The organism is Sphingobium sp. L-44 (genome assembly GCF_056859495.1).
In genome coordinates this window covers 40820-62883 of the sequence record NZ_JBSXOQ010000080.1, presented here as the reverse complement: position 1 = coordinate 62883, position 22064 = coordinate 40820, and the positions used below count along the sequence as shown (strand labels likewise).

Here is a 22064-nt window from a genome sequence, read left to right as displayed (position 1 = left end):
TTCAATCGGGCGCCGCTGTGCTTTTCCTTGGACAGCGGCGCTCGGGCCGCTATCAGCGCGGCTCTTACAGTGCGAAGGACCAGGAAACGCCATGACCAATCTCCACCGCCATGCCCCGCTGCGCGTCGCGCTCGTTGGCCTCGGAACGGTGGGTGGCGGCGTCATTCGCCTGCTCAACACCAATGGCGACCTGATTGCCCGCCGTGCCGGTTGTCCGGTGCAGGTCGTCGCCATCTCCGCGCGTGACCGCAACAAGGATCGCGGCGTCGACCTGTCGCCCTATGAATGGGTCGACGACATGACGACGCTGGCGACCCGCGACGATATCGACGTGGTGGTCGAACTGATCGGCGGCGCCGATGGCCCGGCTCTCACCCTCGCCCGCCAGTGCCTGGCCGCCGGCAAGCCGTTCGTCACCGCGAACAAGGCGATGCTGGCCCATCATGGCCTGGACCTTGCCAGCCGCGCCGAGAAGGCCGGCGTGGCGCTCAAATATGAAGCGGCGGTCGCCGGCGGCATCCCGGTGATCAAGGGCATGCGCGAAGGCGCGGCCGCCAACGAGATCAGCCGCGTCTATGGCATCCTCAACGGCACCTGCAATTACATCCTGACCACCATGGAGAAGGAAGGCCGGGGCTTTGACGAGGTGCTGAAAGAAGCCCAGGAACTGGGCTATGCCGAGGCCGATCCGAGCTTCGACATTGACGGCGTCGATGCCGCGCACAAGCTGACCATCCTTGCCAGCCTGGCCTTTGGCACCGAACTGGACTTCCACCATGTCGCGACCACCGGCATCCGCCATGTGATCGCCGCCGACATCGCCGAGGCAGCGGCGCTGGGCTTCCGCATCCGCCTGGTCGGCATGGCGGAGAACGGCCCGGAAGGCCTGTTCCAGCGTGTCCATCCGATGCTGGTGCCGCTCGATCATCCGCTGGCCCATGTCGACGGCTCGCTCAATGCCGTCGTGGCCGAAGGCAATTTCGTCGGTCGCCTCTTCTTCCAGGGACGTGGCGCCGGTGACGGCCCGACCGCATCGGCCGTGGTCGCCGACCTGATCGACGTGGCGCGCGACGAATATGGCGATGCGCTGGCAATGCCGGTCGCCGCCCTGACCCCGCAACAGCCGGCCGACGCCGGCCAGCGGATCGGCCGCGCCTATCTGCGCTTCAAGGTGCAGGATCGCCCCGGCGTGCTGGCCGAGATTGCGGCCGCGACCCGCGATGCCGGCGTCTCGATCGAGAGCATGATCCAGCGCGGCGCCAACCAGGCCGATGGCGTGCTGGTGGCGATCGTCACCCATGCCGGTGAGGAACGCTGCGTGCGCGAGACGCTGGAGCGGCTGGCCGGCTCCGACAGCCTGCTCGACACGCCGATGGTCATGCATATTCTGGATTGATCGCGCCGGGACCGGTGGGGTCAGTGCTGGCCGGCGCCCTTGACCGAATCCGGCAGGGGCGGCGGTGGCGCCATGTCGGCGTCGGGGTCGAGCAAATGGGCGATGGCCTTGCCGGCCAGCATGGCGGCGCCCAGGATCGGCACGCCGCCACCGACGCAGCCCGTCCCCTGCCCGCCTACGACTCCGCAGGCGCCTTGCCTGGGTGCGGCAGCGGAAGCGCGCGGCGTATCGCCCGCAAGCGGGCGCCCTTCGACCGGCTCGCGCGGCAGCGGCAGCCTTTCTTTGGCGTTCCGTTCCGCTCGACTGCCGCACACGACGATGCCGCCGCCGCTGCGATCGCAGGGGCGGACAACAGCGGTGCGCGCCTGATATTGCTCCATCGCGGTGCGCTGGGCGAGCGGCGCTTCATCCACCGGCACCATCTCCTGTGCGGCTGCCAGCGGCAGGCCGATCAGCAAAAGAGGGAAAGACAAGACCCGGCGCATGACGACATCTGAACAGTCGAACATGGCGGGATGATGGCAGCGGCTGGACGCTGCGGAATGGCATATAAGGCAAAGGCGCGTCCATCCGTGCCATCACGACTATGAAAAGCTTTGCGAGCCGGGCAAGTTGGGTCGACAAGCAGAGGCGGACATCCTATCGCCCTGCTCTATCAGTTACAGCAGAGGAGTGGCTATGGTGCAGGCTAGTTCGATTCTCGATCGCGTCTTGGTACTCGAAATGGTGCGCGTCACCGAAGCGGCTGCAATCGCCGCATCCAAGCTGGTCGGTCGGGGCGACGAGAAGGCCGCCGACGCCGCTGCGGTCGAGGCGATGCGCCTGGCCTTCAACGACCTCTATATGGACGGCACCGTCGTGATCGGCGAGGGCGAGCGCGACGAGGCGCCGATGCTCTATATCGGCGAGAAGGTCGGCAATGCGATCGGCAAGGGCCCCAAGATCGACATCGCGCTCGATCCGCTGGAAGGCACCACCATCACCGCCAAGGCCGGCCCGAACGCGCTGGCCGTGCTCGCCATTTCGGAAGAAGGCGGCCTGCTCAACGCGCCCGACGTCTATATGGACAAGATCGCCGTCGGTCCGGGCTATCCCGACAACATCATCGACCTCAACAAGTCGGTGAAGGAGAATGTCGAGGCGGTGGCGAAGGCCAAGGGCGTCGATCCGCATGAGATCATCGTCTGCGTGCTGGATCGCCCGCGCCACGAGAAGCTGATCGCCGAACTGCGCGCGATCGGCTGCGGCATCATGCTGATCCCGGACGGCGACGTTGCCGGCGTGATCGCGACCACCAATCCCGAAACCACGATCGACATCTATATGGGTTCGGGCGGCGCGCCCGAGGGCGTGCTGGCCTGTGCCGCGCTGCGCTGCGTAGGGGGCCAATTCAAGGGCCGCCTGCTGTTCCGCAACGATGACGAGAAGCAGCGCGCCTACAAGTGGGGCATCACCGACCTGGACAAGGTCTATGACCTCAAGGAACTGGCCAAGGGCGACTGCATCTTTGCCGCGACCGGCGTGACCGACGGGTCGCTGCTGGCGGGCGTGAAGCATCTGCCGGGCGACAAGCTGACCACCGAGAGCGTGGTGATGCGCGCCAGCACCGGCACCGTGCGCTGGGTCAAGGGCGAGCATCGCGTCGAGCGCAAGGACGCCTGATCGGGCGGACCGGACGGAAAGACGAAGGGGGCCGCAAGGCCCCCTTTTTCGTGGTCATCGATGCGGGAAGATCGCTCCCCGATAATCGCCGGCGGTCAGTGGCTGGCGCGGTGGTTGAGATCGTGGCCGAGGGCGAGAATGGCGACGCCAAGCAGCGTGTAGGCGCTTTCCTGCCAGCCATGGTCCATGGTCAGCGCGCCGGCCATGATGCCAAGGCCCAGCGAACCGATCGCGGCGGGCATCATGAAACGATGGACGAGCGCGCCATGGCCGAGCGCGATCGCGCCCATCAGGATGGCGAGCGCCAGCCCCGCTTCATGGAAGATCGGGCTGTCGAAAATGCCGCCGGCCGATGCCAGCAGACCCAGCACCACTGCGGTCAGGAAACAATGCGCGACGCACAGGCCCGAAAGCGCCATCGCAAGGCGATCAAGGCGTCCGGATTCCAGGGCGTGACGGAAGCTGAGCAGCATGGTGCGTGCTACATAGTCGAGACCGGCATAAGTTACAACATAACATCACCGATTTTTCGGGCGGGAAAGACGTTCCCGTTCCGCCGGACCGTCAGGCGGCGAAGCGCAGACAGTTGCGGCCGCTGCCCTTGGCGGCATAGAGCGCCTTGTCCGCCGCCTCCATCAGGGTCGCGGCGCTGGCGCAGCCGTCCAGTTCGACAAGGCCGGCGCTGAAGGTGATGGCGATATCCTCGCCATTGCCGAGCGGCAAAGGCCGCACGCCGACGCGGGTGCGCAGATGCTCGCAGATGCGTTCGGCCCGCTCCAGATCGACATCGGGCAGCAGCACGGCAAATTCCTCGCCCCCCAGGCGCCCGATGCTGCCGGTGCCACGCAGCGCCTGGCGCAGCCGCTCGACAAAGCCCACCAGCACCCGGTCGCCGGCGGCATGGCCATGGCGGTCATTGACCGACTTGAAATGGTCGATGTCGATCAGCAGCAGGCAGGCCCGCCCACCGGCCGCGACGCGGGCGATCTGGTCGTCCAGCTTTTCCTGCAATGCGCGACGGCTGTCGGCACCGGTCAGGGCATCCTGCGCCGCCGCCTGGTGCAGCGCCCGCTGGCGCGCCTTGTGGCGGGAAATGTCGCGCACCGTGCTGATGACGCCGATCGCCCGCCCCTGCTCGTCCAGCACGGCGCGGACCAGCATCTCATACCAGTCGAAATCATTGTCGGGCCGGTTGGGGCGAAATTCGACCGCATGCGCCTCCCCCGGATGGGCGAGCGCGCGGCGATGGGTGACGATCGCGAAGGGGCGATATTCCGGGTCGATCAAATCGACGGCGGCCTGGCCCAGCAGTCGGTCTGCATCGATGCCGATCTGGTCGACGGCCGAGGGGGAGACATATTGGATGATGCCGTCGATGCTGAGATTGACCACGCCGTCGCCGCTATGTTCGGCAAAGGCGCGATAGCGCGCCTCGCTGTCGCGCAGCATGCGGATCAGGCGGCGACGGCTGTTGAGTTCGGCCGCCACGGGGACGGACAGCAGGAAGCTGAGCGCGAGATAGAATTGGAAGAACTGGATGCGTTCGGGAATGCTGGCCGCGACCAGACGGAGCGGTCCATGGCCGGTCATGGTCGCCGTGCCGCCGATCAGGGCGAGGATGACGATCGCCGCCGCCGACCCTGCATAGCCGGTGCGGAAGGCGATCAGCACCAGCGGCAGGAGCGAGGCGAACAGCATGGGATAATCGACGCGATAGAAGATCCACCAGGCGCACAGGGCAAAGGCGGACAGCAGGCCGAACGCCTCCAGCCGCTCGATCGGCCGGGCCTGGCGCGCCCAGCGGCTCACCTCGCCCTGCAGCAGGATCAACAGCAGCGGCGTGCAGATGAGGCCGCCCAGCACATGGCCGCTATACCATTGCAGCCAGATATGGGGAAAATCACCACCCAGCAAAATGGAGACCACCAGCCCGGCACCGATAGCGGCAAGCACATTGGCAATGCCCGCCAGCGCGAAGATGAAGATGCACAATTCGCGCATCGATGCGGCGATCTGTCGCCCGACGCCCAGCCGGCGGCAGATATAGGCGACCACCAGCGCCTCCCCGACATTGAGGATCGCCATCGGCACCGCCGCCAATGCGCCGATGCCGAACAGCGCGGTCGCGATCGTGCTGGCGACCATGCAGGAGAGGATGAGACGCGGCCAGGCGCGCATGCGCGCGGTCATCAGTTCCGCCATCAGCAGGGCATTGGCGCCCCAGATGAACGCCAAGCCGCCTTCGAATCGCGAGGTCAGCAGAGCAAGCGACGCGACCGCAAAGTAAAGCAGGCCGGTAAATACCGACATTTTCAGGGAAATATGGCGAAGGGCGGGCCGCGTCATGTTCCCATCCGGGTTAAGCGGACAATGTTAATATATATTCCTATGCCGCCGACTATTTCACAGCGAATAGATAAAAACAGGCCCCGGTGATCATCATCGGGGCCTGTTTTTACAATATTACAAGTCTATTCAACTGGATGCGTCAGCCAACAGCGCATCGGTCGGGGCCGAAATCGACGGATTGCGATCCTTGATCGTCGCTCGCGCCTGACGCACGCCTGCGCCATAGTCGGGATGGACCTGATCGAAGAGCTTGCACTGGCGCTCCTCGATCTCGTCCGGGATATCGCCCATGGCGGCGGCGATATTGGCGAAGAGCCGCGCCTTCTGCGCATCGTCGAACAGGTTGAACAGCGCGCGCGGCTGGCCGAAATCATCATTGCCTTCGCGATGATTATAGCGGTCGGCATCGCCCGAAATCTTCAGCGGCGGCTCCAGAAAGCGCTGATCCTCGACCGGGCCGCCAAAGCTGTTGGGCTCATAATAGGCGGCCGGGTTGGGGTTGTTCGGGAAGAAGCGCATCGCCCCGTCCTTGTGATAATGATGCACCGGGCATTTGGGGGCATTGACCGGCAGCGCCTCATAATGGGTGCCGATCCGGTGCCGGTGCGCGTCGGCATAGGAGAAGATGCGCGCCTGCAGCATCTTGTCGGGCGAGAAGCCGATGCCCGGCACGATGTTGGACGGCGAGAAGGCGGCCTGCTCGATCTCCGCGAAATAATTGTCGGCGTTGCGGTTCAACTCCAGCACGCCGACGTCGATCGGCGGATAATCGGCATGCGGCCAGACCTTTGTGAGGTCGAACGGATTATAGGGCGTCTTGTCCGCATCCAGTTCCGGCATGATCTGGACCTGCATCTTCCATTTGGGGAAGTCGCCCTTCTCGATCGCCTCGAACAGATCTTCCTGCGTGGATTCGCGGGTGCGGCCGACGACATCCGCCGCTTCCTCGTTGGTCCAGTGGCGATGGCCCTGCATCGTCTTGAAGTGGAACTTCACCCAGAAACGCTCGCCGGCGTCGTTGATGAAGCTGAAAGTGTGGCTGCCATAGCCGTTGATGTGGCGCACATCGGTCGGCAGGCCGCGATCCGACATCAGGATCGTCACCTGGTGCAGCGATTCGGGGCTCAAGGACCAGAAGTCCCACATCGCCGTTGGCGAGCGCAGATTGGTGCGCGGATGGCGCTTCTGCGTGTGGATGAAGTCAGGGAATTTCAGCGGATCGCGCACGAAGAAGACCGGCGTGTTGTTGCCGACCAGATCCCAATTGCCTTCGGGCGTATAGAATTTCATCGCAAAGCCGCGCACGTCGCGCTCGGCATCGGCGGCGCCCAGTTCGCCGGCCACGGTCGAAAAGCGCAGGATCATCGGCGTCTGCGCGCCCGGCTGCAGCGCCTTCGCCTTGGTATATTGGGAAATATCGCCGGTGATGGTCAGCGTGCCATAGGCACCCCAGCCCTTGGCATGGACGACACGTTCGGGGATGCGTTCGCGATTCTGGTGCGCCAGCTTTTCGAGCAGCTGATAATCCTGGAGCAGCAGCGGCCCGCGCGGACCTGCGCTCAGGCTGTTCTGGTTATCGGCAATCGGCGCACCTGCGCTCGTCGTCATCACTGGCTTATCGACCATATCGTCCTCCTCAGCTTTGGATGAGAACAGGCTAAGGCCCCGCGAAGTTTCGGAAAAACTGATTAAATCGGATTGGGTGATCGATTTTTACGGTTAATCTGAAGGTCGCCCAAGTCAGGAGGTCAGCGCCCGATCGCGCAGGCGGTGCCATGCCGACAGTCGCGCATTACGCGGCTGCGGCGGCATTGCCGGATCAAATCGAGTCGTCTTCCCTGCCATCGTCGCGGCCTCGTCCAGGGAGCGGAACAATCCAGCCCCCAACCCTGCCAGCATGGCCGCACCCAGCGCCGTGGTTTCCACATCCGCTGGACGATCCACACTGACATCGAGCATATCAGCGATGTCCTGGGCGATCCAGTCATTGGCGCTCATGCCGCCATCGATCCGCAACTGGCGCCAGGGCGCGCCGTCGGCGGCGAAGGCGGTGGCGAGGTCGGACAATTGGTGCGACAGGGATTCGAGCGCGGCGCGGACGATATGCGCGCGGGTCGATCCCTGGGTGAGGCCAGCGATGACGCCGTTCACATCTGGCCGCCAGTGCGGCGCACCCAGCCCCGCCAGCGCCGGCAACATCAGCACGCCGCCGCTGTCGGTCACGGAGCGGGCCAGCGCCTCCGTCTCCGCCGCCGATCCGATCAGGCCGAGCTGATCGCGCAGCCATTTGATGAGATTGCCGGCAATGAAGATCGATCCTTCGAGCGCATAGATGCGCTGGTCGCCGATCCGGTAGAGCAGGGTGCCGAGCAGGCGATGGCGCGAGGCCGGCAGCTGCGCGCCCATATTGGCGAGGATGAAGGCGCCGGTGCCCAGGGTCGCCTTAGCATCGCCGGGCGTCAGGCAGGCCTGACCGATGCTGGCCGCCTGCTGATCGCCCGCCAGTCCGCGGATCGGGATGGCACCGCCGAACAGCTCTGCCAGCGTTTCGCCAAAGGCGCCGGCATTGTCGACGATTTCGGGGAGCGCAGCGCGGGGCACGCCGAACAGGTCGCACAAGGCCGGATCCCAATCGGTGCCATCGAGCGCCACCAGCTGGGTTCGGCTGGCATTGCTGGCGTCGCTGACATGCAGGCCACCGGTCAGTTTCCATACCAGCCAGCTTTCGATCGTGCCGAGCGCCAGCGCGTCCCCCGCCTGTGCCACGGCCGGGATATTATCGATCAGCCAGCGCATCTTGCTGGCGGAAAAATAGGGATCGACGACAAGGCCGGTACGCTGTTGCAGCATCGCTTCATGGCCGGCTTCGCGCAGCGCCGTGCATTGCGCCGCCGTGCGCCGGTCCTGCCAGACGATGGCGGGTGCCAGTGGTTCGCCGGTGCGCCGGTCCCAGGCAACCACCGTCTCGCGCTGGTTGGTGATGCCGATGGCAGCGATCCGGTCGGCGCCGCCCGCCCGGTCCACCATCTGGCGGGCGCAATCGCGCGTGCGGGTCCAGATTTCGGCGGCTTCATGCTCGACCCAGCCGGGCTGTGGATAATATTGGGTCAGTTCCGCCTGCGCCATCGCGATGCGGCGGCCGTCGGGGGCATAGAGCATCGCGCGGGTCGAGGTCGTCCCCTCGTCCAGCACCAGCAGATAGCGGTCGGTCATGCCCTCTCCTCAAGCCAGGCATCGAGCGCGGCCAGTTGCGCAGTATCGAAGCGCAGGCCCAATTTGGTCCGGCGCCAGAGAATATCCTCGCTGCTCTGTGCCCATTCGCGCGCAAGCAGGTAGCAGAGTTCCGCTTCGGTCAGGCCATGGCCGAAATCCCGGCCCAGGTCTGCCCAGTCGCGCGCCGCGCCCAGCCAGTCGCGGGCGCAGGTGCCATAAGCGCAGCCGATCCGTTCGGCCGTGTCGAGATCGAGAAAGGGATAGTCGCCCGCCAGCGCGGCGACGAGATCAGCCAGGCCGGTCATCGGGAAATCGCCGCCGGGCAGCGGCGCATCCGCCGTCCAGTCATCACCCGCGAGCGAGGGCAATAGCGGCTTCAGCAGGGCGATCGCATCGGCCGCGAGATGGCGATAGGTGGTGATCTTGCCGCCATAGATGCTGAGCAGCGGCGGCGCGCCATCCTCCCGGTCGAGGTCGAGATGATAGCCGCGCGTCGCCGATTCCGGCCGGGCCGATCCATCGTCGACCAGCGGCCGGACGCCGGCAAAGGCCCAGACGACATCGGCGGGGCTGATCGAGCGGGCGAAATAGCGGTTCGCCCCCTCGCACAGATAGGCGATTTCCTCGGCACTGGCCTCGATCGGATCGACGCCGTCCTGATGGTCGCGGTCGGTCGTGCCGATCAGCGTATAGAGATGCTGATAGGGGATGGCGAAGAAGATGCGGCCGTCGGGCAGCTGGAAGAAATAGGCCATGCCATGGTCGAACAGACGCGGCACGACGATATGCGATCCGCGCACCAGCCGGATGAGCCGGTCGGCGCGGCGGTCGGCGCGGTCCAGCAGGTCGAGCACGGCAGGGCCAGTGGCATTGACCACGACCCGCGCATGGAAGGTCTGCGCCTGCCCCGCCGCATCGCGCGCATGGATGCGCCAATGATCGCCGGCCTGCTCCAGCCGCAGCACCTGCATGCGGGGACGGATGTCGGCGCCATGATCGGCGGCGTCGCGGGCATTGAGGATGACCAGACGGGCGTCATCGACCCAGCCGTCCGAATAGACATAGGCGGGGCCGAATCCCGCTCGCAGCGGCGCGCCGGCAACATGATGGTGCAGGTCAATCGCCTCCGTCGCCGGCAGCGCGCGGCGGCCACCGATATGATCGTAGAGGAAGAGGCCGATGCGCAGCAGCCAGCGCGGGCGCAGTCCCTGGACCCAGGGCAGGACGAAGCGCATCGGCTGGATGATGTGCGGCGCGATACGCCACAGCCTTTCCCGTTCGGCGAGGGATTCGCGGACCAGGCCGAAGGCGCGATGCTCCAGATAGCGCAGCCCGCCATGGATGAGCTTGGTCGAGGCCGAGGAGGTGCCCTGCGCCAGATCGCCGCGTTCGAGCAGCAACACGCTTGCCCCCCGCCCCGCCGCATCGCGCGCGATGCCGCACCCGTTCACCCCGCCGCCGATCACGGCAAGGTCGTGGATGAAAGGGGCCGTCTCCTGCGTCACGCCGCCGTTCTAGCGGCAAAATGCTGCGCCCGATATTAACGAAGGCAAGATCGTGAAAATTCATCCGGCCAGCCCCACGCGCGATAGCCCATGACGCCGGCCGGATGTCTGCGAGCCCCCACGCTCGTCAGAAGGGCGCGCCGTCAGGCGAGGCTGTCGACCACCAGGCCGCTGTTGCTGCTGCTCGTGGCGCTGCTGGTCGATCCGTAGAGCGACTGGCTGAGGCTGGAGCGGAGATTTTCGAGGAAGGCGATGATCGAATCCAGTTGATCGGTGGCGCTTGTCGCACTCGTTTCGCTGGTCGTGCTGCTGTCGTCATCGCTGCTGTCCTCGGCCGGACGCGGCGGCGGTGGGCCGCGCATGCCCTGCGGCCCCTGCATCCCGTCCATGGCGGCCAGGCCGTCTATGCTCATGCCGTCACCGCCATCGGCCGACGCCCCCGCGCCGCCGGGTCCCTGGGCAAAGAGGCTCTGCAATTGCGCCGCCTGATCCTCGGTCAGGGTGCCGGCCGATACCTGATCATCGATCAGGGAATCGATCCGATCCTTCATCGAAGACGGATCGAGCCGTGAACTGCCCGAACTGGCGGAAGTGCTGAGCGCGGAATCGATGGAATCGAGCGCGGTTTCGAGCGCGTCGCCATCCGTTTCCGAGATGGAGCCGGCCTCCACCGCGGCGTCGATGCGATTGGTCATCGACATGCGCGGCGATGGCGGCATGGTCATGCTGTTGTAACTGCTGATAGTCGTCATGCTGGAAGTCCCCACTTCGTTTAGCGGGACCATTCATGCCGAATAAGTCTGAAAAAACATTGTATTTCAATCATGTAATTGATTGAAATAGAGGCGCTACACTGACCAAGAAAAGGTTAAGCGCGCGCCCTTACCCGATGATATCAGGCCTTTTCCAGCGTGCATTGCAGCGGATGCTGGTTCTGCCGGGCGAAGTCCATCACCTGGTTCACCTTGGTCTCGGCCACTTCATAGCTGAAGATGCCGCACACGCCGACGCCGCGCTGATGGACGTGCAGCATCACCCGCGTCGCTTCCTCCATGTCCATGCGGAAGAAATGCTGAAGGACATGCACGACGAACTCCATCGGCGTGTAATCGTCGTTCAGCATCAGCACCTTGTAGAGCGACGGCTTCTTGGTGCGGGTGCGGGTACGCGTGGCGACGCCGATGTTCGGGTCATTGTCGCCCGTATCGTCCTGATCCGGACCGGCCCTGAAGGGCGCGCCTGCCGATGCGTTGAAGAGATGGTTCATGATGCAGAAGAATATGGCGATTTGTCCTGCCAAGGCAAGGGGGCCGACCGCATGCCATCGCTGCGTAACCACGTTTCCCCGGCGAGAAAAAAGGCGATGCTCCGACCGGAGCACCGCCCTTGTTCATCATCCCGGCCGGATATCGGCCCGGAAATTCGGCTGTAAAATCAGTCCGCCTCAGGCGGCGAGCGACTTCACCTTGTCGGTGACCAGGGTCACGCGCGCGGTCAGCGGCTGGCTGATGTCGCCGGCCAGCTTCATGAAGGCTTCGCTGCTCTTGGCGGCTTCCTTGGTGAACTCGTCAAAGCTGCTCGACAGGAACTGGCTCTGCAGCTGGAAGAATTCGGTCGGGGTCTTGGCGGTCGAGAAGCTCTTGATCGAGGCGGTCGCCTTCTCGAAGCTCTTGCGGCTGTAGTCGACGGCTTCCTGGCCCAGCGTCTCGAAGCCCTTGGCCGCGATCTTGCCCGACTCCACCAGCGCTTCGACATTGCCCTTGGCGATGTCGCTCAGTTCTTCCATCGCCTTGGTCGACTTTTCGACACCGGCCTTCGCCTTCTCGTTCAGGTCGGCATAGGCCGTTTCCATCTTGGCCTTGGTATCTTCGGCGAACTTCTTACCGGTTTCGAGGATATCGTTCATGATCAATGTTCCTTCCGTGGCAGGCAGCGTCTTCGCTTTGGTCTTCGGGGCGGACACAGGCTCCGGAGCCACTACCGCCTCAACATCTTCAACAATCGGTTCGGGTGCGGCATCCACCGCCGTCGTCGCCGCGACCACCGCCACCGGATCGGCAACGGGTGCCGGTTCCGCAGCAGGAGCTTCAGCAGCCGCGACCGGCGCCGGCTTCTTCGCTACCGGCTTGGGCGCGGGCGCCTTTGCCGGAGCAGCCTTGGCGACGGGTTTGCGCGGGGCAGGCTTTTTGGGCGCGGGCTTCTCACCCAGGGCGGACTCAGCCGCCTTGAGTGCCTCACTGGCAGACAAGGTTGCGGAACCGCTTTTCGCGACCGGCTTGGCACGCGCAGACTTAGGGGTAACGGCCATCGACCATCCTCCGTTTGTTGCACTGCACAATAAGCCTTATCCCAAAGGATTACAAGGCCTATTGTGCAGTGCAACAAATCAGACATATTGATGTTTCGGCACTGATCGGCAGCCAATGGGAAATGGCTGAAATCCGCGCCTCTACCGGGCTTTTACGTAACGTCCGGGCGCGTCTTCTATTGCCCGAAGCTTGCCGCCGCCCGGCTTGCGCGCGCCGCGGACAGCCACCTCGCGCGAATCGATGCCGCGCAGCCATTCGGCCCAGTCCGGCCACCAGCTGCCCTTGGTCTCGCGCGCAGCCGCAACAAAATCATCCAGCGTCGGCTGCGGCGCATCGGCGGTCCAATATTGATATTTCTGCGCGACCGGCGGGTTGATGACGCCGGCGATATGGCCCGAGCCTGCCAGCAGGAAGCGTACCGGCCCGGCGAGATGCTCGGTCAGTTTCCACACGCTTTCGAGCGGGGCGATATGATCCTCCTTGCCGGCCTGGACATAGGCGGGCGTGTGGATCTGCGTCAGGTCGATCGGCGTGCCGGCGACGCTGATCGCGCCCGGCACCACCAGCATATTGTCGCGATAGAGCTGGGTCAGATAGTCGCGATGCCAGCGCGCCGGCAGATTGGTGGTGTCGCCATTCCAGTAGAGCAGGTCGAAGGGCGGATAGTCCATGCCGAGCAGATAGTTGTTGACCACATAGTTCCAGATGAGGTCGCGCCCGCGCAGCAGGTTGAAGGTCGCCGCCATGTAGCGCCCGTCGAGGAAGCCGCTGGAGGAGAGACGGTCGACCAGCTTCATCTGCTCGTCATCGACGAACAGGGTGAGGTCGCCGGCCGCGCTGAAATCGACCTGCGCCGTGAAGAAGGTCGCGCTCGCCACCTTGTCCGCTTCACCCCGCGCGGCCAGCAGCGCCAGCGTGGCGGCCAGCGTCGTGCCGGCCACGCAATAGCCGATGGTATGGACGCTGGGCACGTTCAGCAGGTCGCGTACCGTATCGATCGCGTCGATCTGGCCGCTGAGGATATAATCGTCCCAGACCATATCCTTCATCGAGGCGTCGGCCGACTTCCACGAGACGAGGAAGACGCTGATCCCCTGGTCCACCGCCCATTTGACGAAGCTTTTCTCGGGCGAGAGATCGAGAATGTAGAAGCGGTTGATCCAGGGCGGGAAGATGATCAGCGGCGTCGCCAGCACCCTGGGCGTCGAGGGCGCATAATGGATCAGCTGGTAGAGCGGGGTTTCGTGAACCACCTTGCCCGGCGTCGCGGCGATGTTGCGCCCCAGTTCGAACTGGGTGCCGTCAGTATGGGTGAGCTGGCCCTTCTCCATATCGGCCAGCATATGCTGAAGGCCCTTCACCAGATTCTCGCCGCCGCTCTGGATCGTCTTTTCCACGACCGTCGGATTCATCAGCGGGAAGTTGGACGGCGCCATCGCATCGAGCATGCCGGTGGTGGCAAAGCGCAGCTTGGCCTTCGCCTTGGGATCGACGCCGTCGACCGCATCGGCCAGGTTCATCAGATAGTCGGAGATCAGCAAATAGCTTTGCCGGATCAGGTCGTAGAAGGGATGGGTCGTCCAGGCGGGATCGGCAAAGCGCCGGTCCTTGCGCGCGGCCGGGCTGTCGGCCGGCGGCGGGTCGGGCTGGTCGCGCAGCAGGCCGCCGGAATCGAGAAAGCGCTGCCACAGCGCCAGCCCTTCATCGGCAAAGCTGGTCTGGATGCGGGCGACGGTTTCGGGATCGAAGGGCAGCACCCGGCCGGTCGCGCCCGCCGCCTGCTCCAGCATCAATTGCTGCGCGCGGCCCAGCACCTGGGTCCATTTCTGCATCTCCGCCAGGGTCGGGAGATGGGGCTCCAGGACATCCTGCGTTTCCATGGCCACCTTCCTCCTCCTGGCATTGCCGATATCAGCCGCTTTCACTGGCGCGCCGCAGCCTGGCGGGTTATAGCCAGATTGTGACACGCCGAATGCGTGCCACGCACTATTCCTTACCGAGAGCTTTCAGGAAAGCCCCTATAATGTCCGAAGAATTCTACCGCATGAAGCGCCTGCCGCCGTATGTCATCGCCGAAGTGAACGCGATGCGAGCCGCAGCCCGCGCCGCGGGAGAGGACATTATCGACCTTGGCATGGGCAATCCCGACCTGCCGCCGCCCGATCATGTCATCGCCAAGCTGGTCGAAGTCGCCAGCAAGCCGGACGCCCATGGCTATTCCCAGTCCAAGGGGATTCCGGGCCTCCGCAAGGCGCAGGCCAATTATTATGGCCGCCGTTTCGGCGTCGATGTCGACCCGGAAACCGAAGTCGTCGTGACCATGGGGTCGAAGGAAGGCCTCGCCAGCCTCGCCACCGCGATCACCGCGCCGGGCGACGTGGTGCTGGCGCCCAACCCCAGCTACCCGATCCACATGTTCGGCTTCATCATCGCTGGCGCGACCATCCGGTCGGTGCCGACGACGCCGGACGAGAATTATTTCCGCGCGCTCGACCGCGCCATGGCCTTCACCGTGCCGCGCCCGTCGATCCTAGTGGTCAATTATCCGTCCAACCCGACGGCGGAGACGGTGGACCTGGCCTTCTACGAGCGGCTCGTCGCCTGGGCGAAGGAGAACAAGGTCTGGGTGCTGAGCGACCTTGCCTATTCCGAGCTTTATTATGACGGCAATCCGACGCCCTCCATCCTGCAGGTGCCGGGCGCCAAGGATGTCGCGATCGAGTTCACATCCCTGTCCAAGACCTATTCGATGGCCGGCTGGCGCATCGGCTTTGCGGTCGGCAACAAGCAGCTGATCGCGGCGATGAGCCGGGTGAAATCCTATCTGGACTATGGCGCCTTCACGCCGATCCAGGCGGCCGCCTGCGCCGCGCTCAACGGCCCGCAGGACATCGTCGCCAAGAATCGCGAACTCTATCACAAGCGCCGCGACGTGATGGTCGAGAGCTTCTCGCGCGCTGGCTGGGACATTCCCGCGCCACGCGCGTCGATGTTCGCCTGGGCGCCGCTGCCGCCAGCGCTCAAGGACATGGGGAGCCTGGAATTTTCCAAGCAGCTGCTAACCCATGCCAAGGTCGCGGTCGCGCCGGGCGTGGGCTATGGCGAGGATGGCGAAGGCTATGTCCGCATCGCCATGGTCGAGAATGAGCAACGGCTTCGCCAGGCGGCCCGCAACATCAAGCAATATCTCAAGTCGATGGGCGTCAACACGCCTTCGTCGAAGGGCGCTGCCTGACCTTCACGCGCCTCGCGCGCCCGAACCATGACCATGATCGCCGTCGGACATTGGTTTGTCCGGCGGCGTTTGCTTTAGTGCCCCTTGCCCCTTGGCCCGCGATCAAGGATAGAAGCGAGGGATGAGAGGACCAAGTCGATGATCCCCCTTCCGCAGGTCAGCCAGGTCGCCCAGACGATCCAGCTGGCGCTTGCCCCCGTCTTCCTGCTCGCCGGTATCGGCGCGTTCCTGAATGTCTGCGTCAGCCGGCTGGCCCGCATCATCGATCGCGCCCGCGCGGTCGAGGAATGGGTGCTGAGCACGCGAGGCAAGGAGCATGACCGGATGGTGAGCGAGATCCGCGTGCTCGACCGGCGCATGAGCGTGGTCAATGGCGCGATCTTCCTGTCGGTGGCGTCGGCCTGCGCGGTCTGTCTGGTCGTCATCCTGCTGTTCGCGGGCAATCTGTTCAACGCCCATCTGGGCACGCCGGTCGCGATCCTGTTCAGCCTGGCGATGGTGCTTCAGGCCGCCGCGTTCGGCACCTTCATCCAGGAAATCCGCCTGGCGTCGCGCACCATCCATATCCGCAACGAAGTACTCTATCACAAGGTGGAGGAGGAAGAGGCGGCATGACGCGCTTCACCGTCAACGACCGGCCGGTGCAATATCGAATGGACCCGGAGACGCCCCTGCTGTGGGCGCTGCGCGACGCGTCGAACCTGACGGGGACCAAATATGGCTGCGGCACGGGCGATTGCGGCGCCTGCACCGTGGATATCGATGGCGAGGCGGTGCGGTCCTGCCAGGTGACGATCGGCAAGACCGAAGGCCGGTTCGTGACGACGATCGAGGCGCTGTCGCCCGATCGTGGCCATCCGCTGCAACAGGCGTTTGCGGCCGAGAATGTCTCCCAATGCGGTTACTGCATGTCCGGCATCATCATGGCGGCGTCGGTATTGCTGCGGCGGACCAACGACCCGACCGATGCGGAGATCGATGCGGCGATCACCAATATCTGTCGCTGCGGCGTCTATCCCCGGCTGCGTGGCGCGATCAAGCGCGCCGGCCGGATCATGCGCGGCGAGGACCAGGCCGGCGACAATCCGATCCAGGCCGCACCGCCGCCCGGCATCACGCCGGACGAGGCGGTGCGCACCGTACCGGCGCTGCGCAAGCCGTAAATATCGGCCTTAACCGAAACGATAGCCCGAAACCGTCCAGCCCAGCACCGTGCTGCGATGGGCACAGATCGCGGCATCCTCGCCGCCAGCGCCCAGCGCCACCATCAGCGGCAGCAGATGCTCCTCGCGCGGATGGGCGAAGCGGGCATGGGGCAGATGATCCCAGGCGGCGACGCGCGCCGCCCGGCGAGCCGGATCGGGATCGGTCACGGCATCGCGCAGCGCATCGTCCCATTCGCGCGAAGGCGCCGTCGCCATCGCGCCGCGCACGCGCAGATTGTGGAAGCTCATGCCCGATCCGACGATCAGCACGCCTTCGTCGCGCAGCGGCGCCAGCGCGCGACCGGCAGCGATATGGGCGGCGGGATCGAGATCGCGGCGCAAGGACAATTGGGCGACCGGAATGTCGGCATCGGGCAGCGCGACCTTCATCGGGATGAAGACGCCATGGTCCCAGCCCCGTTCGGATTCGCGCGCTGTGGGAAAGCCCGCCTGCTCCAGCAATTCGGCCGCGCGATCGGCAAGCGCGGGCGCGCCCGGCGCGTCCCAGCGCAACTGATAGGTATGCGGAGGGAAGCCGAAATAGTCGAACAGCAAGGGCGGCCGGGTGCCGTCATGGACCGTAAAGCCGGGCGTTTCCCAATGGCCCGACACCAGCAGGATCGCGCGCGGCCGTTCCGGCAGGGCGGCGATCAGGCCGGCAAGATAATCCTGCATCGGCTGCCACATGGCGTCACTGTGCGGGTGCTGGGGATCGGCGGGGTCCATGAAGAAGCAGGGACCACCGCCATGGGGGATGAACAAGGCTGGCTGTTTCATGCCCGCCTAGATCGGACGTCGGCGCCGCCCGCGCAACGCGCCAGGCGGAAACCGACTGTTTCCTGTCAGCCCCTGGCCAGCATCGGCGCGATCGCCTGGGCCAGGGTCGCGCCCGAATAGGGCTTCTTGAGCAGGATGACGTCGCTGAAGCGATCCGGCAGGTCGAGCCCGTCGCCATAGCCGGTGGCGAAGAGGAAGGGCACACCGCGTTCCGCCAGCATGTCCGCGATCGGCAGGCTGGTTTCATTGCCCAGATTGAAGTCGAGCACGGCGAGGTCGACCGGATGGAGCGTGATCGCCTCATGCGCGCGGCCGATGCTGGCGGCGGTGACCACCTGCGCGCCGAGGTCGCGCAGCGCATCCTCGCCATCCATGGCGATGATCATATTATCCTCGACCAGCAAAATCTGCCGCCCCTTGAGCAGATGCGGCGAGGGAGCGGGCGCCGGCTTGGCGCGATCGGTGCCGGCCACGTCGGGCAGGATCGAGGCGACATGGGCGGACGGAATGCAGAAGCGCGCTTCCAGCCCCGCCAGCCGATAATTGACCTCCGCCCGGCCATCCAGATCATAGGGGATGGAACGCTCGATCACGGTCGAGCCGAAACCCCGGCGCGAGGGCGCGACGACGGCCGGGCCGCCGCTTTCCAGCCAGTGGAGCAGCAGGCTGCCCTCGGCATCGACATGCCATTCGATCGCGACCGATCCATTGTCGGACAGCGCGCCATATTTGGCGGCATTGGTCAGCAGTTCGTGGATGACGAGCGCCAGCACGGTGAAGGCGGCGGGGGTCAGTAGCACATTGGGACCGGTCAGCTTCACCCGGTCACGCCGGTCGCCGAGATAGGCGCCGGCCTCCACCTCGATCAGGTCATAGAGGCGCGCGGGCGCCCAGCGATCGGCGGTGATCTGGTCATGGGCGCGGGCCAGCGCATGGACGCGGCTTTCCAGCGTGCCGATGAACTGGTCGACCGACATGGCGCTGTCGCGGGTCTGGGAAATCAGGCCGCGGATCAGCGCGAGAATATTGCGGACGCGGTGGTTGAGTTCCGCGATCAGCAATTCCTGCTTTTCATGCGCGCGCTGCCGTTCCTCGTCAGCGGAATCGGACAGGCGCAGGATCACTTCCAGCAGCGCCGTGCGCAGCGCTTCGGCGACGCGCAGTTCGGCTGGCATGAAAGCGACGGCCGTGCCCTTCACCAGTTCCGACCATTCCTCGAAACTCTTGCGCGGGGTCAGGCGCGGGCCGTTGGGGCCATATTCGATATGCTTGTCCTGCTTGCCGGCCCAACGGACCGAGCGCAGCTGTTCGGCACGGAACAGCACGACATAGTCGCGCGGCCGGCGCGAGATCGGAATGGCGAGCAGTCCGGCGGCGCGATCGGCATGGGCCAGGGCTTCCGGCATGATGCGGGCGATGCTGTCGGTGGTATAGACCTGGCTGGCGGCGGTGCGGTTGAGCATCGAGACGATCGCGGCGAAGGACGGCTCGTCCGGGGTCAGGCCTGACAGCGTCATCTGCCCGTCAATATAGATGCCCACGCCATCGGCGGGAATCGTATCGAAGATGATGTCGCCCAGCCAGCGGGCGTTGGTCATCAGGTTATGATCCTGCGCGACGGCGGAGAGCAGCCGGTCGGCGACCTGACGCGCCTTGCCCTCATAGCTGGCAGTCTCTGCCCGCTCGCGGCCTTCCAGCATCATCGAGAAGATCTGGCCGAACAGTTCGGCGGCACTGCGCTGCGCGAAGCTGGGCAGGCGCGGCGCATAATGATGGCAGGCGAACAGGCCCCACAGCTTGCCATCGACGATGATCGAGATGGAGAGCGAGGCCCCCACCCCCATGTTGCGCAGATATTCGATATGGATCGGCGACACAGCGCGGGTGACGCACAGCGACATGTCGAGCGCGGCGCCGGCGGGATCGAGCGCCGGGATGACCGGCACCGGCGGCGCATTGATGTCGGCGATCACCCGGAAGATGTTGCGCATGTAGAGCGCGCGCGCCTGCGCCGGGATGTCGGAGTCCGGATAATGCAGGCCGAAGAAACTGTCGATGCCGGGCCGCAGCGCCTCCGCTACCACCTCGCCATCGCCATTGTCGGCAAAGCGATAGACCATCACCCGATCGAAGCCGGTGAGTGCCCGCACCTGGCGCGCGCCATCGCGCAGGAAGGCGGTCATGCTGTCTGCCTGCGCCAGCCGCGCGACCATCGAGCGGACCATGGAACTGGCCTCCATCTCGTCGGGCACGGCCGGCTCCGCCTCGATCACCACCAGTTGGCCGGAAAAATGGACGGCCACGTCGAAAGGTGCGCCGCCCTCCACCAGCGGCAGCGAGAAGACCCGCTCCACCGAATCAGGGCCGCGCAGCAGGGTGATGCGATTGCGCAGCGTGTGGATCGCATCGGCGGTGAAGAGCGCGCTGATCGGCTGGCCCAGCATCTGGTCCGGCGCCAGGCCGATATGGTCGGCGCTGTTGGTCGAGACGCGCGATACCAGCCAGTCGGCCGTCAGGGCGACAAGAAAGCCGAACGGCTGGACCGTGCCGAGCACATGAATCGGCTCGCGATCGCAATTGTTGATGTCGACGGCGAAGCCCTGGGCTTCCGGGCTGGTCACATCAGTCACAGGCGACCTCCCGCTCGGCGCGCGCGCCCGCCTCGAACAGGGTGAAGGCGGCCTGCGCCCCGGCGATCGCATCGTCCAGCCAGTCCGCGTCGCCCTGAGCCGCTGCGGCATCCAGCTGCTGCTGGAAGGCGACCCAGCCGCCCATGCCATGCACGGCGGACAGATAGGCGCGGGGCAGGTCCTGGGCGACCTTGCGCGCAAGCATCGCGCCGCCCAGACGCGATCCTTCGAGCGCATAGAGCAGGCCCCAGCGGAAGCCGTCGCCGCCCGTGGACGGCATCGACAGCGGCGCAGGCATGGCCTCTCCCAAGGCCGCCAGATCCTGCGCCATCAGCGCCAGGCGCGGCGAATCGGGCTGGGCGACCGGCTCCAGCGCGGCGATCGCGCGGGCATGGGCACGCAGGAACGCCCGGTAATCGGGCGCGGAAGCGAGCGAAAAATGGGAAAACAGGTCATCGACCCGTTGATGGCTCTCCATCGTCGCGGCGCGCAGGGCCTGTCTTATGCGGCCGGCATCGGCGGTTCTTATCACCCGTTGGTCCTAAAGGTTGTTTGTCGGCACTGCACTGATCTGGATCAGCTTTGCGCCGAACAGCCCATTTACCGGGCTTTTCCGATGCAAGATGGTGGGATGGATGGAATGATCGAGATTGTCCATTGTTCCGGGACAGAATCTTTCAAATCGCTGACAGAAGAGTTCAGCATCGCGACATCGCCATCCGCGTAGAGATGCGGCATGAAGGGAACAGATGGTTCCCGCACGAGGAATCGGAACGATGCTGAGGAAATGGATGCTGGCCGGCCTGATGGGTGCGACGCTGCTGGGCGGCGTGGCACCGGCCTATGCCCAGCGTGGTGACAATGGCGGCGGTCCGCGCGGCGAGCGTGGCGCCGGCAATCCCGGAAACCGGGGCGGCGACATGCGCGGCTCCCAGGGCAGCACCCGCTGGCAGGGTGGCGGTGATCGCGTCAATGGCAATGCTGGCGGACGTCCGCAAATGGCGGCGCCTGCACAGCGCTGGCAGGGTGGCCCCGAGCGGGTAAGCCGGCCGGACCAGCGGCCCGACCAGCGCGCCGATCGCCCCAATGGCAATTGGCAGCGTCCCGGCAATCCGACCCCCGGCATGCAGCCGGTCGCCCGCCCCGACCGCCCGGACGGACGCGGTGATGGGCGCCGGCCCGACGCCCGCCCGGATGCCCGGCCAGACGCGCGCGCCGATTGGAACCGGCAGGTCTGGGACCGGGATCGCAACGGCCGTGACTGGAATGACCGCAATCGCGACGGCCGCCCCGACGATCGACGCTGGAGCGACAATGACCGGCGCGGCGATCGCCCCGGCTATCCCGGCAACTGGAACAATGGTGGCCGTCGCTATGACGATCGCACCCGTTGGGCCGACCAGCGCCGCTGGGACAATGGCTGGCGCCAGGACCGGCGCTATGACTGGTATGGCTATCGCAGCCGCTATGGCGACCGCTATCGCATGGGCCGCTATTATGCGCCGTCGGGCTGGAATTATGGCTATCGCAGCTTCTCGATCGGTGTGTTCCTGTCGGGGCCGCTCTATGGCAGCAATTACTGGCTGAACGATCCCTATTATTACCGCCTGCCGCCGGCCTACGGGACGATGCGCTGGATCCGCTATTATGACGATGCGCTGCTGGTCGATATCCGCGATGGCTATGTCGTCGACGTGATCCGCAACTTCTTCTGGTGACAGCCTCCTGAACTGGCCTTCAGGACACTGGGGCCGGTGCGACACCGCACCGGGCCCTTTTTCAT

19 protein-coding genes are annotated in these 22064 nt (G+C 65.3%); 6 read left to right on the top strand and 13 right to left on the bottom strand.

What is annotated here, in order from left to right:
* Positions 1-91: 91 nt before the first annotated feature.
* A complete protein-coding gene (locus AC13EK_RS09265) occupies positions 92-1396 on the top strand; it encodes a homoserine dehydrogenase (protein WP_069335695.1) in 1305 nt (434 codons plus the stop codon).
* 20 nt (positions 1397-1416) lie between these two features.
* On the opposite strand, the gene AC13EK_RS09260 is transcribed toward AC13EK_RS09265, so the two are convergent.
* Positions 1417-1854, bottom strand: coding sequence for a hypothetical protein (locus tag AC13EK_RS09260; protein WP_081331585.1), 438 nt, complete (start codon positions 1852-1854; stop codon positions 1417-1419).
* 220 nt (positions 1855-2074) lie between these two features.
* Between AC13EK_RS09260 and glpX the strand changes: the two genes are divergently transcribed.
* The gene (gene glpX, locus AC13EK_RS09255; protein WP_004209983.1) at positions 2075-3058 is read left to right on the top strand and encodes a class II fructose-bisphosphatase; all 984 of its coding nucleotides are present in this window, start codon (positions 2075-2077) and stop codon (positions 3056-3058) included.
* A gap of 95 nt (positions 3059-3153) precedes the next feature.
* On the opposite strand, the gene AC13EK_RS09250 is transcribed toward glpX, so the two are convergent.
* From AC13EK_RS09250 to AC13EK_RS09210, 9 genes are all read right to left on the bottom strand, one after another.
* Positions 3154-3531: a MerC domain-containing protein gene (locus AC13EK_RS09250; protein WP_004209982.1), complete on the bottom strand. Its 378-nt coding sequence runs from the start codon at positions 3529-3531 to the stop codon at positions 3154-3156.
* Between the two features lie 91 nt (positions 3532-3622).
* Complete coding sequence (locus tag AC13EK_RS09245; protein WP_069335696.1) at positions 3623-5404, bottom strand: sensor domain-containing diguanylate cyclase; 1782 nt, start codon at positions 5402-5404, stop codon at positions 3623-3625.
* 129 nt (positions 5405-5533) lie between these two features.
* Positions 5534-7033, bottom strand: a complete 1500-nt coding sequence (locus AC13EK_RS09240; RefSeq protein WP_004209979.1) for a catalase — start codon at positions 7031-7033, stop codon at positions 5534-5536.
* Between the two features lie 114 nt (positions 7034-7147).
* Positions 7148-8620, bottom strand: a complete 1473-nt coding sequence (locus tag AC13EK_RS09235; protein ID WP_483022169.1) for an FGGY family carbohydrate kinase — start codon at positions 8618-8620, stop codon at positions 7148-7150.
* Complete coding sequence (locus tag AC13EK_RS09230; protein WP_277788059.1) at positions 8617-10125, bottom strand: glycerol-3-phosphate dehydrogenase; 1509 nt, start codon at positions 10123-10125, stop codon at positions 8617-8619. Before AC13EK_RS09230 ends, AC13EK_RS09235 begins: the two co-directional genes overlap by 4 nt.
* A 143-nt stretch (positions 10126-10268) precedes the next feature.
* Positions 10269-10877: a hypothetical protein gene (locus AC13EK_RS09225; protein WP_069335703.1), complete on the bottom strand. Its 609-nt coding sequence runs from the start codon at positions 10875-10877 to the stop codon at positions 10269-10271.
* Positions 10878-11020: 143 nt separating this feature from the next.
* Positions 11021-11392, bottom strand: a complete 372-nt coding sequence (clpS, locus tag AC13EK_RS09220) for an ATP-dependent Clp protease adapter ClpS (protein WP_004209974.1) — start codon at positions 11390-11392, stop codon at positions 11021-11023.
* Between the two features lie 177 nt (positions 11393-11569).
* Complete coding sequence (locus AC13EK_RS09215; protein WP_069335704.1) at positions 11570-12433, bottom strand: phasin family protein; 864 nt, start codon at positions 12431-12433, stop codon at positions 11570-11572.
* A 141-nt stretch (positions 12434-12574) separates the two neighbouring features.
* Entirely contained in the window at positions 12575-14314 is a 1740-nt protein-coding gene (locus AC13EK_RS09210) for a PHA/PHB synthase family protein (protein ID WP_069335705.1), read from the bottom strand.
* A gap of 143 nt (positions 14315-14457) precedes the next feature.
* Between AC13EK_RS09210 and AC13EK_RS09205 the strand changes: the two genes are divergently transcribed.
* From AC13EK_RS09205 to AC13EK_RS09195, 3 genes are all read left to right on the top strand, one after another.
* On the top strand, positions 14458-15669 hold the full coding sequence (locus tag AC13EK_RS09205) for an LL-diaminopimelate aminotransferase (RefSeq protein WP_004209971.1): 1212 nt from the start codon (positions 14458-14460) through the stop codon (positions 15667-15669).
* A 138-nt stretch (positions 15670-15807) separates the two neighbouring features.
* Positions 15808-16284, top strand: a complete 477-nt coding sequence (locus tag AC13EK_RS09200; protein WP_037507334.1) for a DUF2721 domain-containing protein — start codon at positions 15808-15810, stop codon at positions 16282-16284.
* Entirely contained in the window at positions 16281-16832 is a 552-nt protein-coding gene (locus tag AC13EK_RS09195; protein ID WP_037518613.1) for a (2Fe-2S)-binding protein, read from the top strand. The genes AC13EK_RS09200 and AC13EK_RS09195 overlap by 4 nt, the downstream gene beginning before the upstream one ends.
* 9 nt (positions 16833-16841) lie before the next feature.
* Here the strand turns inward: AC13EK_RS09195 and AC13EK_RS09190 are convergent, their stop codons facing one another.
* The 3 genes from AC13EK_RS09190 to AC13EK_RS09180 form a co-directional block, all read right to left on the bottom strand.
* The gene (locus tag AC13EK_RS09190; RefSeq protein WP_069335706.1) at positions 16842-17651 is read right to left on the bottom strand and encodes a DODA-type extradiol aromatic ring-opening family dioxygenase; all 810 of its coding nucleotides are present in this window, start codon (positions 17649-17651) and stop codon (positions 16842-16844) included.
* A 65-nt stretch (positions 17652-17716) separates the two neighbouring features.
* Positions 17717-20281 (bottom strand): HWE histidine kinase domain-containing protein, encoded by a 2565-nt coding sequence (locus AC13EK_RS09185; RefSeq protein WP_483022168.1) that lies wholly within the window; start codon positions 20279-20281, stop codon positions 17717-17719.
* Positions 20274-20759 (bottom strand): biliverdin-producing heme oxygenase, encoded by a 486-nt coding sequence (locus AC13EK_RS09180; RefSeq protein ID WP_069335708.1) that lies wholly within the window; start codon positions 20757-20759, stop codon positions 20274-20276. Before AC13EK_RS09180 ends, AC13EK_RS09185 begins: the two co-directional genes overlap by 8 nt.
* Positions 20760-21057: 298 nt before the next feature.
* Between AC13EK_RS09180 and AC13EK_RS09175 the strand changes: the two genes are divergently transcribed.
* Positions 21058-21999 carry an RcnB family protein gene (locus tag AC13EK_RS09175; protein WP_069335709.1) on the top strand — a complete coding sequence of 314 codons (942 nt, stop codon included), beginning with the start codon at positions 21058-21060 and terminating at the stop codon, positions 21997-21999.
* Positions 22000-22064 lie beyond the last annotated feature (65 nt).